Below are 15,297 nucleotides of genomic sequence, written 5' to 3' on the forward strand. Positions count from 1 at the left end.
ATTGAGTTGATTATAATAACATCTTCAAAAATTATCGAAATAGGAGTAGATTGTTTTTTTCAACAAAAATAAAAATATTATTAGCATAAATTGAAAGGGCGAAGTTATGATAAATTTCCAAAAATCCAATAAATTGGATCATGTCTGTTACGACATCCGTGGACCTATCTTAGATCATGCAAAACGACTTGAAGAAGAAGGTCAAACTATCCTTAAACTCAATATTGGAAACCCCGCCCCTTTTGGTTTTGCCGCCCCTGATGAACTATTGGTTGATGTCATTCGTAATCTACCTTCTTCGCAAGGCTATTGCGATTCAAAAGGGCTTTACTCAGCTCGTAAAGCCATTATGCAACACTATCAAGCAAGAGGGATCACCAATCTTGATGTTGAAGATATCTATATCGGTAATGGCGTGTCTGAACTGATTGTGCAATCCATGCAAGCACTGCTCAATAGCGGGGATGAAATTTTAGTACCAATGCCCGATTATCCATTATGGACAGCGGCAGTTAGTTTATCCGGTGGCAATGCCGTTCATTATGTATGTGACGAAGAGGCTAGCTGGTCACCGGATTTAGAGGATATAAAACGTAAAATCACGCCAAAAACCAAAGGGATTGTGATCATTAATCCTAATAACCCAACTGGCGCCGTGTATAGCAAAGAAGTGTTACTTGAGATTGCTGAAATTGCTCGCCAACATAATTTACTTATTTTCGCCGACGAAATTTACGATAAGATTTTATACGATGATGCTGTGCATCATTCGATTGCCTCCCTTGCTCCTGACTTATTTGTCGTTACTATGAGCGGACTATCAAAAACCTATCGAGTAGCGGGCTTTAGACAAGGTTGGATGGCGCTTTGTGGACCTAAGCAGCATGTAAAAGGCTACATTGAAGGACTAAATATGCTCGCTTCGATGCGTTTATGCGCCAATGTGCCATTACAACACGCTATTCAAGGTGCACTCGGTGGCTATCAAAGCATTAATGAATTTATTGTACCGGGCGGACGTTTATATGATCAGTGTATGTTAGCGTGGCGATTATTAAATGAGATCCCGGGCGTTTCATGTACTAAGCCACAAGGCGCTTTATACCTGTTTCCAAAACTGGATCAGCAAAAGTTTAATATTCACAATGACCAAAAGTTGGTATTAGACTTTTTATTACAAGAGAAAGTATTGTTAGTGCAAGGCAGTGGCTTTAATTGGCACAAACCCGATCATGTGAGAATTGTTGCACTGCCACATACCGGTGATCTGGAAGATGCTATTAACCGTTTTGGTAACTTTTTATCTAGTTATAAACAATAATTAGATACAAATAAAAAAAGCGCCAGAATTGGCGCTTTTTATTTAACCAGTAATATGAATTAATTATCTTTTTAATTCAGCTAATTTATTACGGATATTTTGTGCACGTTTAGATGAAGATGGATGGCTACTTAAAATTGATGATTCACCGCCACCTAATTTATCAAATGCTGTTGCAAGACCAGCTGGATTAATTTTTCTTTTGATTAAATAATCAAATGAGAAGTTATCCGCTTCTTGTTCTTGTGCTTGTGAGAATTGAGCATTGATAACTTTTTCTGCTAATTTACCAATACTTGATTTAGATAATTTAGCAACTGCTGCATTACCTGATGCTGCTGCTGCATCGCGAGCAATTTCTGTAGCATAAGCAACTTGAATTGCTTTTTTACTGTGACCTAAAGCTACGTGACCTAATTCATGACCTAAAACACCTTCGATTTCGTTGTCATTCATCATATCCATTAAACCGCTGTAAACACGTACACAGCCGTTAGCCATTGCCCATGCGTTAACATCTTTAGTAATATATACTTTATAGTTAACTGGTGTACCGTTTATATTATTACCAAGAGCTTTAGCAATTTTATTTAAACGTTTAGCGTAAGCACTTTTAGCTGGAGCAATTTTTGATTGAGCATCCATTTGTGCACATGATTTTTGGCTTAATGCTTTCACATCATTATCACTGAGTGTTGCCGCTTTCAAACCTTTCATGCCAAGACTAGTTAAATCGTTAGCACTCATGTTTTTACAACCAGCTAACGACATAGCTGCAACTAAAGGTAGTGCAACAAGCAAAGTTTTTTGATGTTTTTTCATACTCTTTTCCTTATATTAACAAAATTTACTTTTTTCTAACTTAAAGCTAGATTTTTTGAATTTTAACGCAAATTTAATAATAATCAACAAATAATTACTTGCTTAGTCATTATTAGCACTTTAGACTAGTGCCTCATTTTTTGAGGAACACAAATATGCAACTGTCAGATTTTGATTTTACACTCCCAAAAGAACTGATTGCAAAATACCCATCAGAAACAAGAAGTTCATGCCGATTATTATCACTTAACAGCCGTACAGGTCATATTGAAGATAAAGTATTTACTGATATCACTGATTACATCAATCAGGGGGATTTACTTATTTTCAATAACACAAAAGTGATTCCGGCTCGAATATATGGGAAAAAAGCATCGGGTGGAAAAATTGAAATATTGATTGAGCGTTTATTAGAAGATAATCGAGCTCTTGCACATATAAAAGCATCTAAATCACCTAAAGCAGGTGCTGAACTCATTTTAGGTGAGGAAAATAATATTAGCGTTACCATGCTTGCTCGCCATGATACTTTATTCGAATTACAATTTCCTGATGATGTACTTAAAATTTTGAATGAAATTGGACACATCCCTTTACCACCTTACATAGATAGACCTGATGAAGATCAAGATCGTGAGGTATACCAAACTGTTTATAGTAAAGTGCCTGGTGCAGTTGCTGCGCCAACAGCAGGTCTTCATTTCGATGAGCCTTTATTAGAAAAGCTTAAAAACAAAGGTGTCGAAATGGAATTTGTAACGTTGCATGTCGGTGCAGGTACATTTCAACCAGTAAGAGTTGAAAATATTGAAACGCATATCATGCACGCTGAATATGCAGAAGTACCAGAATCAGTTGTCAAAGCAGTTTTAGAATGCAAAGCCCGAGGAAATAAGGTCATTGCTGTCGGTACAACATCAGTCAGAGCGTTGGAAAGTGCAGCAAAACAATCTGGCAAAATTGCACCTTTTTTTGAAGATACTCAGATATTTATTTATCCAGGTTTTGATTTTAAAGTAATTGATGCACTTATTACTAATTTTCATTTACCTGAATCCACTTTAATAATGTTAGTTTCTGCATTTGCTGGCTATGAAAATACCATGCGAGCTTATCAACATGCAGTAAACGAAAAATATCACTTTTTTAGTTATGGTGATGCCATGCTAATTACTAAATAAGTTATAGCCAATTAAATTTTACCTAAATTTAATTGGCAAAATATAAAAATACTAATAATGCTTTAACTTGTTAGTGATGTTATTAATACGATTTATATTAGTTGGATGGGATGTTGGTTGATTTTTAGCGTGAATTGGCATTTTTGTTAGCATATTAACCAATCCTTTGGGATCTATTTTTTCCTTAACTAATAAATCAAAAGCATAATTATCTGCTTCAACCTCATATTGATGGGAAATTTCTTCTTTTACCATAATCACTATTTCATTGGATTTATCAGTAATCTCAATATAAGGCGCTTGTCTAAATAAACTTATTCCGTGTTTTAGTGCAATATGAGCCTGTTCATGAGCAATCACTGCTTGTAACTCATCATCTTCAAGTAATTTCATCAATCCACTATTTATTCGAATACAACCATTAGCTGTAGACCAAGCATTAGGTTCACTATCAAGATAAACTTTGTAACTTAATTCAATATTATTTATTTTTCTAGGTAACTTATTGTTAAGATTAGATAATCTCTTACTAAGAAAATGATAATCGGGTGCAATAATTGCCTTCTTATCATTTTCAATGCAAGCTTGTTGACTAATAGCTAATATATCAGAGTCAGATAATGTTTTAATTCGTTCAGATGAAATGATAGTTGGTTGTATTTGATTTTGACATCCAACTAACATTACTACAAATAAGAAAATAATATATTTCAAAAGCTCAAAGATCCTTATAGATATTGTCTATTTAGGTTTAGCACGATAAACTACGCACCGCAAAAATAATACGATAACGTATTATATCAATAATTAGCGCCAAACTGTTTATTTGGTCGCAAGAGGTTAACAAAAAAATGAAATTTGAACTAGATAATACTGACGGCTTAGCTCGTCGTGGACGAATGAAGTTCGATCGTCGTGGTGTTGAATATACAGTTGAAACACCCGCATTTATGCCAGTTGGCACTTATGGTACCGTCAAAGGTATGACCCCTGAAGAAGTCGCTGCTACAGGTGCACAAATTTTATTGGGTAATACTTTCCATTTATGGTTAAGACCTGGACAAGAAATTATGCGTAAACACGGTGATTTGCATGATTTTATGCAGTGGCCAGGCCCGATTTTAACCGACTCTGGGGGATTCCAAGTTTTTAGTCTTGGTGATATTCGAAAAATTAAAGAAGAAGGCGTCTATTTCCGTAATCCTATCAATGGTGATTCAATCTTTTTATCACCTGAAATTTCAATGGAAATCCAATATGATCTTGGTTCAGATATTGTAATGATTTTTGATGAATGTGCGCCGTTTCCTGCCGAGTGGGACTATGTCAAAAAATCAATGGAAATGTCTCTACGTTGGGCAAAACGTAGTCGCCAACGTTTTGACGAATTAGGCAATAAAAATGCCTTATTTGGTATAGTACAAGGCGGTATACATCAAGAATTACGTGATATCTCGATTAAAGGATTAACCGAAATTGGTTTTGACGGCTTTGCCGTTGGCGGATTAGCGGTGGGTGAGCCGAAAGCCGATATGCATCGTATCTTAGAAGGAACTTGCCCTCAATTACCAGCTGATAAACCACGTTATCTAATGGGTGTAGGTAAACCTGAAGATTTAGTTGAAGGTGTTCGTCGTGGTATTGATATGTTTGATTGCGTGATGCCAACACGTAACGCACGGAACGGGCATCTGTTTGTTACTAATGGGGTCATTAAAATACGTAATGCAAAATATAAAGATGACACGACCCCACTCGATCCTGAGTGTGATTGTTACACCTGTAAAAATTACACGAAATCGTATCTTCATCATTTAGATAAATGTGGAGAAATATTAGGGGCAAGACTCAATACCATCCATAATTTACGTTATTATCAACGCTTAATGGCTGAAATTCGTGATGCGGTTGCTAATCAACGTTACGAAGCATTTGTCGTCGAGTTTTACCAAAGAATTGGCAAAACCCCCGCTCCTTTCGCAAAATAAAAATTATCATTATAATTTTTAGGGGTAACTATTGACACATCGAGGTTAGCGCAGTATTATGCGCATCCTAACGGCGAGTAGCGCAGCTTGGTAGCGCAACTGGTTTGGGACCAGTGGGTCGGAGGTTCGAATCCTCTCTCGCCGACCAATTTAAATAAAAAAGCCTGCTCATTGAGTAGGCTTTTTTATTATCTCTTTTATTATTCTTTATTACAAACTGGCTCGTGATTTTATGATCGGTAAAAACTCCGTGCTTTCTGATTTAATTGGCTCCCCATTTTTTAATTTATTTAGCAATAACGTCGCTGTGTATTCGCCAATTTGTTTAGACGGTAATGCAACAGTGGTTAACGGCGGAAAGCAGACTTCACTAAACTCATTATCACCAAAACCGCTGACTGCCAATTGATAAGGAACTCGAATATGTCGCCGTTGACACTCATATAGCACACCGCAAGCTAATTCATCGGTGGTACAAATTAACGCATCAACCTCAGACCAGTTTAACAAAATATCGGCAAGCAATTGTGCGCCGGTACTAAAGTTCGCTGGTTTGGCGGCATGAATGATACGATTAGTCGGCAAGTGATAATTGAGCATCGCTTTATGCCAACCATGTAAACGCTGTTGAAATAGATGATATTGCTGATTTGCACAAAGTAAGGCAATATTTCGATACCCTTTATTAATCACATGCTCTGTTAATTTATGCATCGCTAAACTATCATCAAAGCCAACATCGACATCGATTGAACCATCATATTTTTTACCGATATTCATTACGGTGATTGTTTTATTTTGAACAATTTTTTTTATCAGATCATCATTTTCAACATAAAACAGCAAGACAGCTTCAAGATTATGGCTATAAAGCGTCCCTAATAATTGGGACTCTTGTTTATGATAATGATAAGATTCAATGATAAGCGTGGTATACCCCTCTTTAGCTAACTGTGTCTGTAGCGAATCAAGCAATATTCTTACCGAATAATCATAAATTCGAGTGGTAATAACGGCAATCACTCGATTGGCGCTGGCTGACGCTAATAAACTGGCGGCGACATTCGGCTTGTAGCCCAATGTCTCAACAGCTAATTGAATTTTATGTCGAAGCTTATCTGATACTCTTTCCGGCGTGCGTAAAGCCCGAGAGACAGTCATTGTTCCCACGCCAGCATATTTAGCAACATCAAATAAAGTAATCTGCCCTGTATTTCGACGTTTTTTAGTATCCTGCATCTTTCATCCCGATTGAATTTGATTTATATATTCATTTATGCATACAATTTTTCTGTAAAGATATAAAAAACAGAAGATTACTCAATAATCATCTACAATGCATCAAGCAATTTATAACTAAATTGTGACTTTTTTCTAATTCTAGTATGTCAAAGCAGAATAGTTTAGAATTAATACATTAAAAATGTTATCTATGTCACACAATCGAAAAAAAATTTTCTAACTTTGATAGCGCTATCACATTTCTGACAATTTTTGATTTCTATTATTACTTAATATGATAATTTTCTAACCGATTATCAAAATGATTAACGGTCTTAATGGAGGTAAAATGTTAGGTACATGGTTAACTAATGAAACAGTCAATGTTGTTGATTCAGTCGAAGATTGGCAAGAAGCAATAATACTTTGTGCTGAGCCATTATTAAAGAATAAAACAATTACATCAGATTATGTTAAGGCTATTTTTGAACTACACAAATCAATAGGACCTTATTATGTTTTGGCACCTGGAATTGCAATGCCTCATGCAAGGCCTGAACAAGGTGTAAACCAATTAAGCCTATCGATGCTATTGGTTAAACAAGGCGTTAAATTTAATTCAGAAGAAAACGATCCAGTCTATTTAATCACTCTATTAGCCGCTAACGATAGTACCAGCCATATCGAAATGTTAACTCAATTGGCGGCACTTTTTGGCGAATCTGACGATATCCAGAAAATTTTCAATGCACAAAATCGTGATGAAATTTTGGCGGTTATCAAACAATATTAATTTCCAACGTATAAGTAAAAGGATAAACAATATGAAAATTATGGCAGTTTGTGGCTCAGGCCTTGGTAGTAGTTTTATGGTTGAAATGAATATCAAAAAAGTCCTCAAAAAACTTAATATTGATGCAGAAGTGACCCATGCAGATCTTGCTTCGGCAACGCCAGATCAAGCAGACCTGTTTGTGATGACAAAAGATCTAGCTACCAGCTCAGGAATTCCAACCGAAAAATTAGTAGTATTAAATAATATTATTGATATCAACGATTTGGAAAAGAAACTCGTTGAACATTTTGCCAAAAACTAAGCAAATTTTGAGGTGTTACTATGATTCAGGAAATAGTAAAATTTATTGTTGATATCCTAAAAGTTCCAGCGGTACTTGTTGGTTTAATCGCAATGGTAGGATTATTGGCTCAACGTAAATCGTTTGCCGATACGGTTAAAGGAACCATTAAAACTATTTTAGGTTTCTTGGTATTAGGCGGTGGTGCAACAGTACTCATCAGTGCCATTACCCCATTAGGCTTAATGTTTGAACAAGCATTTGAACTACAAGGAATTGTTCCCAACAATGAAGCCATTGTTTCAATGGCATTAAATGAGTATGGCACAGCAACTGCTTTAATTATGGCGTTTGGTATGATTGCAAATATTATCGTTGCTCGATTTACTCGTTTAAAATACATCTTTCTAACTGGTCATCATACTTTTTATATGGCTTGTATGATTAGTATTATTTTAACTGTCTCAGGGTTTAAAGATTGGCAATTAGTCTTTACTGGCGCATTAGTTTTAGGGCTAATTATGGCGTTTTTCCCAGCTTTAGCTCAACCACAAATGCGCAAAATTACTGGTAATGACGATGTCGCGTTTGGTCACTTTGGTACACTAGGTTATGTCTTAGCTGGTTGGCTTGGAATGGCAGTTGGAAAAGGATCTCGTTCAACCGAAGAGATGAATTTGCCAAAAAACTTAAGCTTCTTACGTGACAGTTCAATTTCAATCTCGTTAACCATGATGATTATCTACCTCATTTTAGCTGTATTTGCCGGTTCAAATTATGTTGAAAGCAATCTTAGCAGTGGTGATAATTATTTAGTTTATGCCATCATTGAGGCGATTACTTTTGCAGCGGGTGTCTTTATCATACTGCAAGGCGTACGCCTAATTCTTGCCGAGATTGTCCCAGCATTTACAGGATTTTCAGAAAAATTAGTCCCGAATGCCAAACCAGCTTTAGATTGTCCTGTCGTATTTCCTTATGCCCCTAATGCCGTATTAATTGGCTTTTTATTCAGCTTTTTAGGTGGATTAGTCGGATTATTTGTTCTAGGTCAACTTAACGCTGTACTGATTTTACCGGGCGTGGTTCCACATTTCTTCTGTGGTGCAACTGCTGGCGTATTTGGTAATGCAATGGGTGGACGTCGAGGTGCAATGCTTGGCGCATTTGCCAATGGTTTATTAGTGACATTCTTACCTGTGGTATTATTACCTGTGTTAGGAGCACTTGGTTTTGCCAATACCACGTTTTCTGATGTCGATTTTTGTGGTGTAGGCATTTTACTTGGTAATATGGCAAAATGGTTTAATAAAGATGTTATCATGATGATTATTGTTGGTATCTTCGCTTTATTAGTTGTGTATAACTATGTAGCTAAACCGAAAAGCGATATCCATAATGATTAATAGATAATATTGTATCGATTAAAATCCATCTAATTTGCCAGACTAATCAGTCTGGCAATTTTATAAAAATAGTCATTGTATAGTTGTTTTTTAAAGGAATAAAAAATGGATGATAACCAACAAAATGGAATTTATGTCACTGAAGATATTTATCTAAAAACCGCAACGGCTCATTATGCCAATATCACATTATTGATTCAAATCGTATTTTGTTCAGTCAATTTATGGCATGGCCAAGCAAATGCGAGTCAGATACGGCTAACTTTTTAGCAGATTGTTTTAATAAACATCAACGAGATGAAACTAAAACCTATGTTATTTTAAATAATAACATACCAGTTGGATTACTTTCCTTTAACCATATTGATAAAAGCAATAAAACAGCTTATATAGGCTATTGGCTAGATAGCAAAGCACAAAGAAAAGGCTTTATTACGCAAGCCGTCCAAGCACTAACACATTATTATGCTGAAAAAAAATTTATTAAACGCTTTGTAATAAAATGCTCAGTAGCTAATTTAAAAAGCAACCAAGTTGCTCAGCGTTGTGGTTTTGATTATGAAGGAACACTTAAACAAGCAGAATATCTTAATGGCACCTATTATGATCAAAATATTTATAGCTTAATTTCAAGTTATATCTAAGTTTAAAAAAATAAACCGACAATAGTCGGTTTATTGAATGTATTTATTAAGGAATATATTTCAATTGATGATATAACCATACACAATTAATGCAGTTATAACGATTAAAGTTCCACAAGCAATAACGTATTGTGTTTTGACACGATATCTTTTCATTTCACCAAGTGAAAGCTCTTTATTATGATTTTTTCTGTGATAATAGTAGTACAAAGGTAAACCTATCAATGTCAAACAGATTGAAGCAATACCGTTTACAGTTTGATAAATCAACATACCATAAATAACATAAGCCGCTCCGCTTATAGCCACAATGGGAATAATAGGATAACCGATAACTTTATAAGGCCTAGCCACGTCAGCATATTTTTTTCTGGCAATAATCACGCCAACAAAAGTAAGTAGATAAAATACCCAAATCGCAAACATTGAAATCTCAGATAACCGATCAGCATCTAGTAATATTGAATACAAAAACGAAAAAATGACCAAAACAATAATGGCATTAACCGGAGAACGGCTATCTTCATCAATAGTACTTAAAAAACGTGCTCCAATAATCGTACCTCGTTCTGCCATACTAAACATAGTTCGCGATAACGTCATGATATAACCATTGATACCGCCTAAAATTGAAACCATAATGCCAACTGCAACTAAATTACCACCTAAATGTCCAAACATTCGTTGTGAAGCCACCGCAGATGCATCATGTCCAAGCGTAACCATTTCTTTTACAGGAAATATTTTGAATAATGCAATATTAATACATGCATAAACTATTACTAAAAATATAATGCCGAGAATAATGGCTTTGGGTAACACTCTTGATGGATTACGAATTTCACCAGCAACGGACGCTACTTGCGCCCAACCATCATAAGCAAACAAGGTTGCCAATATTGCTACTGCAAATGGCGCAGTAGTTTCAATTCCTTGACCGCTTGAACTAAATAATGCAACTTGACCATTACCTTTCCATAATCCAAATATTGCTAACAACAAAATTGGAATAAGTTTACAAAAAGTAGCGATGGTTTGCAGATATCCTGCTTGTTTAACCCCTATTGAATTGATACATGCAATGAACCCCAAAACCCCGGCACTAACTGCCAATCGATAAGAATCATTGATATCAAATAATAAACAACAAACTGAGCTAAAATATCCTACCAATGCGCCTACTAATGATGGTGCGAATAAAACGGTTATCATCCAACCATATAGATGTGAAACTTTCGCACCATAAATCTTTTCTAAATAAACCAACATGCCACCTGTTTTCGGGAACATAACGCCCAATTCACAGAGTGTTAAACCACCACAAATAGAAAAAGCACCACCGATTATCCAAGCTAACAATGCAAAATTATAATCCCCAGCTACTTCCAGTACCGCTGGCGGTTTCATAAAGGCACCAGCCCCTAAAACCATTCCAACAACTAGTGATAGTGCAGAAAGTAAACCCAAATCTTTCCGCAAATTATTCTCTAAATTGTGCTCAGACATAAACAACCCCTTAAATCTATCAATTAAGCAAGCAAAATTGGCTTATGATAGGGTTTTATTTATAAAACACAAGAAAGATTATTCTTAATCTAAAAAAAGTCATACAAGTTATAAAATAGTTAACATTCTGTTTAATAAAAAAGTCAGCATAAAGCTGACTTTTAACAATTCAATGATAATGATTATTTTTTCTTCATTTTCATATCGATAACCATACGACCACGAATTTTACCCGCTTTCATTTCATCAATCATATTATTGATATCTTCAAATGGGCGTTTTTCAACTATTGGCACAACTTTACCTTCAGCACTAAAACGAAATGCTTCGGCTAAATCTTCACGTGTACCAACTAGAGAACCTAAAACTTGAATACCATCTAAAACTGTCTTAGGAATACTTAAATCCATTGTTTCAGAAGGAAGACCTAATGCAACAACACGACCTAATGGACGAACAGAACCTATAGCCTGATTAAATGCAGTTTTAGTAACTGAAGTTACAACTGCACCATGAACACCACCACCTGTATGCTCTTTAATATAGGCACCAACATCTTCCACCTTTTTAGGATTAACAACTAAATCAGCACCAAGTTTTTTACACAATTCTAACTGGCTATCACTGTTACTAATAGCAACAACTTTGTTATTAAAAACATTCTTACCATATTCAATAGCCAACGTTCCAAGACCACCAATTCCAAATACTGCGAGCCATTGACCTGGTTTAGTATCAGCTACCTTAATTCCTTTATAAGTGGTAACCCCCGCACAAGTTACACTTGTTGCTTGAGCTGGATCTAATCCATCAGGGACTTTTACCGCATAATCAGCTTTAACAATACATTGCTCAGCCATACCGCCATCAACAGTATAACCAGAATTTAATGCACTACGACAAAATGTTTCGTTACCGGAAATACAATATTCACAAGTACCACAACCTGCATGGAACCATGCAATACTGACACGATCACCAACTTTCAAGCTTTTTACATCAGGCGCAATTTTAGTCACGATACCGACACCTTCATGACCAATTACACGACCAGGTTTTTTACCGAAATCTCCAGCTGCAACATGAAGATCGGTATGACAAAGTCCACAATATTCAACCTCAACTAAAGCTTCCCCCGCTTCTAAAGGACGTACAGGAATATCTTTAATTTCAACTTGACCATCGCACTCTTGTCTAATAACTGCAGCTTTCATTTGTTTCTCCTAGATAATTACAATTTAAAAACATAACTGCTTTTATTTTAGCCTATTTATTTAGAAAAAATATGCGCTATTTCACAATTATCAATAAAAATGAGAATTATTTTTAATTTATTGTGTATATGCGATATTTACCCTAAACATCTAAAAAAACTGGTGATCATAAAAATTCTACAAGTTAGCCTCGCGAGTAAATATATAACTAAAAGTAATATAAATATGCGATATCGGCATTTCTCAAATTTACTAAAAATTTTTATAGTTAAATCCTAAAAATTTTCATTGTTATAAATACCGAAAATATGGTGACAACAAGGAGCATACATGAAATTATTCAATATTAAACAAATATTTATTATAGGACTACTGTCAATTTTGTTGCCATTTTATTCGGTGGCGGATGAAAAAACACCACAACGAGGTGGAACACTAGTTGTCCATTATTCTGGAGAACAAAGGGTTCTCAACCCTGCTTTACGTGCATCAACGGGTGTATATGAAGTATCAGGAAAAGTAGTTGAATCATTAGTTGATCTCGATGCAGATAGCCAAATTGTTCCTGTTCTTGCTACATCATGGACTTCCTCACCAGATGGAAAAACAATAACATTCAAATTACGCGAAGGTGTCAAATGGCACGATGGTAAACCCTTTACATCACAAGATGTAAAATATAACGCATTAGAATTTTGGAAAAAAAGATTAAATTTCTCAACTGCATTACAACTTAATTTAACCTCTGTCGATACACCTGATGACCATACAGTGGTATTCAATTATTCTCGTCCAATGCCATTAGATTTACTATTAAGAGCTTTAGTTGATCTTGGCTATGTTGTTCCCAAACATTTGTACGAAGGTACCGATGTATTAAATAATCCTTATAACACCGCACCCGTAGGGACTGGGCCATTCAAGTTCGTTGAATATCAACGAGGACAACATATTATTGTTGAACGCAATCCTGATTATTGGCGAAAAGGATATCCTTATTTAGATAAAATAATCTGGCGCATTATTAACGATAACTCTTCAGCATCAGCTGCACTTGAAAGTGGACAAATTGATTTAAGTGCATACTCAAAATTAAGCCTTGCTGATATTAATCGATTCAAACAAAACTCAAAATTTGAGGTTTTAACAAAAGGTTCTCAAGCAAATATTTTCAATAATACTTTAGAATTTAACTTCCGCAATCCGATCATTGCTAACCTAAACGTTCGCAAAGCAATTGTTCAATCACTCGATATTCCTTTCTTCATCGATGACTTTTTATACGGATTTGGTAAGCCTGCAACCGGTATTATTCCATCATCAAACGTTTTTTACCCTAAAGACAGTAAAATTGTTTACCCTTTTGATAGAGAAAAAGCTGAACAATTATTAGATGAAGCGGGTTATCCACGAAAAGCTGACGGCACTCGTTTTACCTTAAAATTAGTCCATATTAATAATGGTGAAGATGTTCCACTTTTTGCAACATTTATCCAACAATCTTTAGCTGAAGTCGGCATTAATGTGGTTATCGTTAATCTCGACACTGCTGGCGCTTTAAATGCTGTTTATAAACTCCACGATTTTGATATTGCTACAGGGTGGCACCAATATAGAGGCGATCCAGCAGTTTCGACAACTGTTTGGTTACGTTCTGGCAGTCCTGAAGGAGCACCTTGGACAAATCAATATGGCTGGAAATCAGATGCTGTCGACCAATTAATCGATAGTGCCGCAACTGAAATAGATCCAGTCAAACGTAAAGCACTTTATGGTCAACTAGTTGATGTCGTGAATACTGAACTACCACTCTGGTTCGCAACAGAACGTGAATTCATCTCAGTGATTAATAACAAAGTACACAATCATCATAATACAGCACGTTGGCCATCAAGTAGTTGGTTTGATGTATGGATAGAACACTAAGTTAAGGTGAAATGATGACGCATATACTGACTTTAGCACTTAGACGATTATTAACCACGATTCCAGCACTGGTTATCATACTAATTGCGCTATTTTTATTATTACAATTGGCGCCTGGCGATACAGTGGATGCTTTACTTGCCCAAATTGGTGGTGCCGAGTCAAGCGTTATTGATGAAATGCGTCATCAATATGAACTTGACCAATCAACAAGTTCACGATTAATCAACTATTTATGGCGATTAGTTCATTTAGATTTGGGGCAATCTGCAATATATAATAAGCCAGTTAGCCATATGATCTTAGAACGTTTACCGGCTACATTACTATTGATGGTTTGCGCAATGTTCTTAGCGTTTACCTTCGGTACAATCCTTGGCATTTTATCCGCTCAAAAAGTGAACCGCTGGCAAGATACATTAATTTCAATATTGGGACTAATATTTTATTCAACACCTTCATTTTGGTTAGCTCTCATGGGAATTGTCTTCTTCTCAATTTATTTGAATTGGTTACCACCTAGTGGGTTTGGCAGTATCGGCGAATCATTAACGGGTATTTCAGCATTTTTTGATATTGCATGGTATTTAATCTTGCCTACTACCACCCTAGCTTTAGTTTATCTAGCAATCTATTTACGCATTATGCGCGCTTCATTACTTGAAGTATCGACCTTAGACTTTGTTAAAACTGCTAAAGCAAAAGGATTAAGTAGCCGCCAGATACTGGTTAATCACATACTACGTAACGCCATGTTACCAATGATAACACTAATCGGTCTACAAGCAGGCACCATGTTAGGCGGTTCGGTGGTTATTGAAACCATTTTTGCCATTCCTGGATTAGGACGACTTGCCTATGATTCTGTAGTACAAAGAGATCTAAACACTTTACTTGGCGTAGTATTTGTTTCAGCAATACTCGTTATCATTATTAATTTTATTGTCGATATGCTTTACGCAAAGCTCGATCCACGCATTACAGGACATTAA

The 15,297-nt window shown here is 35.8% G+C and carries 15 protein-coding genes and 1 tRNA gene; 11 read left to right on the forward strand and 5 right to left on the reverse strand.

Going from position 1 to position 15,297, the window contains the following annotated elements:
* The first annotated feature begins 106 nt into the window (after positions 1-106).
* Positions 107-1,321: a pyridoxal phosphate-dependent aminotransferase gene (locus J3U18_RS11010; RefSeq protein ID WP_267354084.1), complete on the forward strand. Its 1,215-nt coding sequence runs from the start codon at positions 107-109 to the stop codon at positions 1,319-1,321.
* Between the two features lie 63 nt (positions 1,322-1,384).
* Here J3U18_RS11010 and J3U18_RS11015 read toward each other — a convergent pair whose 3' ends face one another.
* Positions 1,385-2,143 carry a M48 family metalloprotease gene (locus J3U18_RS11015; protein ID WP_065735063.1) on the reverse strand — a complete coding sequence of 253 codons (759 nt, stop codon included), beginning with the start codon at positions 2,141-2,143 and terminating at the stop codon, positions 1,385-1,387.
* Positions 2,144-2,298: 155 nt separating this feature from the next.
* Between J3U18_RS11015 and queA the strand changes: the two genes are divergently transcribed.
* Positions 2,299-3,324 carry a tRNA preQ1(34) S-adenosylmethionine ribosyltransferase-isomerase QueA gene (queA, locus tag J3U18_RS11020; protein ID WP_267330976.1) on the forward strand — a complete coding sequence of 342 codons (1,026 nt, stop codon included), beginning with the start codon at positions 2,299-2,301 and terminating at the stop codon, positions 3,322-3,324.
* Between the two features lie 51 nt (positions 3,325-3,375).
* Here the strand turns inward: queA and J3U18_RS11025 are convergent, their stop codons facing one another.
* A complete protein-coding gene (locus J3U18_RS11025; RefSeq protein WP_267354087.1) occupies positions 3,376-4,038 on the reverse strand; it encodes a M48 family metalloprotease in 663 nt (220 codons plus the stop codon).
* Positions 4,039-4,175: 137 nt separating this feature from the next.
* Between J3U18_RS11025 and tgt the strand changes: the two genes are divergently transcribed.
* Both tgt and J3U18_RS11035 read left to right on the forward strand, forming a co-directional pair.
* A complete protein-coding gene (gene tgt, locus J3U18_RS11030; RefSeq protein ID WP_267354089.1) occupies positions 4,176-5,312 on the forward strand; it encodes a tRNA guanosine(34) transglycosylase Tgt in 1,137 nt (378 codons plus the stop codon).
* A 71-nt stretch (positions 5,313-5,383) separates the two neighbouring features.
* Positions 5,384-5,460: transfer RNA gene (locus J3U18_RS11035), tRNA-Pro, on the forward strand.
* A 62-nt stretch (positions 5,461-5,522) separates the two neighbouring features.
* Here J3U18_RS11035 and J3U18_RS11040 read toward each other — a convergent pair.
* A complete protein-coding gene (locus tag J3U18_RS11040; RefSeq protein ID WP_267354091.1) occupies positions 5,523-6,551 on the reverse strand; it encodes a LacI family DNA-binding transcriptional regulator in 1,029 nt (342 codons plus the stop codon).
* Positions 6,552-6,882: 331 nt separating this feature from the next.
* On the opposite strand from J3U18_RS11040, the gene J3U18_RS11045 reads away from it, so the two are divergent.
* From J3U18_RS11045 to J3U18_RS11065, 5 genes are all read left to right on the forward strand, one after another.
* On the forward strand, positions 6,883-7,326 hold the full coding sequence (locus J3U18_RS11045; RefSeq protein WP_267354093.1) for a PTS sugar transporter subunit IIA: 444 nt from the start codon (positions 6,883-6,885) through the stop codon (positions 7,324-7,326).
* A gap of 31 nt (positions 7,327-7,357) precedes the next feature.
* Positions 7,358-7,630 (forward strand): PTS sugar transporter subunit IIB, encoded by a 273-nt coding sequence (locus J3U18_RS11050; RefSeq protein ID WP_065562042.1) that lies wholly within the window; start codon positions 7,358-7,360, stop codon positions 7,628-7,630.
* Positions 7,631-7,650: 20 nt separating this feature from the next.
* On the forward strand, positions 7,651-9,015 hold the full coding sequence (locus J3U18_RS11055) for a PTS ascorbate transporter subunit IIC (protein ID WP_267354095.1): 1,365 nt from the start codon (positions 7,651-7,653) through the stop codon (positions 9,013-9,015).
* 105 nt (positions 9,016-9,120) lie between these two features.
* Positions 9,121-9,285 (forward strand): hypothetical protein, encoded by a 165-nt coding sequence (locus tag J3U18_RS11060; protein WP_267354097.1) that lies wholly within the window; start codon positions 9,121-9,123, stop codon positions 9,283-9,285.
* The gene (locus J3U18_RS11065) at positions 9,240-9,659 is read left to right on the forward strand and encodes a GNAT family N-acetyltransferase (RefSeq protein WP_267354099.1); all 420 of its coding nucleotides are present in this window, start codon (positions 9,240-9,242) and stop codon (positions 9,657-9,659) included. Before J3U18_RS11060 ends, J3U18_RS11065 begins: the two co-directional genes overlap by 46 nt.
* Before the next feature lie 60 nt (positions 9,660-9,719).
* Here the strand turns inward: J3U18_RS11065 and J3U18_RS11070 are convergent, their stop codons facing one another.
* Positions 9,720-11,165 (reverse strand): APC family permease, encoded by a 1,446-nt coding sequence (locus tag J3U18_RS11070; protein WP_065562039.1) that lies wholly within the window; start codon positions 11,163-11,165, stop codon positions 9,720-9,722.
* Positions 11,166-11,347: 182 nt separating this feature from the next.
* A complete protein-coding gene (gene adhP, locus J3U18_RS11075; protein ID WP_065735054.1) occupies positions 11,348-12,379 on the reverse strand; it encodes an alcohol dehydrogenase AdhP in 1,032 nt (343 codons plus the stop codon).
* Between the two features lie 330 nt (positions 12,380-12,709).
* Between adhP and J3U18_RS11080 the strand changes: the two genes are divergently transcribed.
* Both J3U18_RS11080 and J3U18_RS11085 read left to right on the forward strand, forming a co-directional pair.
* Positions 12,710-14,305: an ABC transporter substrate-binding protein gene (locus J3U18_RS11080; protein WP_267354101.1), complete on the forward strand. Its 1,596-nt coding sequence runs from the start codon at positions 12,710-12,712 to the stop codon at positions 14,303-14,305.
* A gap of 11 nt (positions 14,306-14,316) precedes the next feature.
* Positions 14,317-15,297 (forward strand): ABC transporter permease, encoded by a 981-nt coding sequence (locus tag J3U18_RS11085; protein WP_267354103.1) that lies wholly within the window; start codon positions 14,317-14,319, stop codon positions 15,295-15,297.

The organism is Gilliamella sp. B3482, from assembly GCF_026536805.1.
Lineage (GTDB): Bacteria > Pseudomonadota > Gammaproteobacteria > Enterobacterales > Orbaceae > Gilliamella > Gilliamella apicola_E.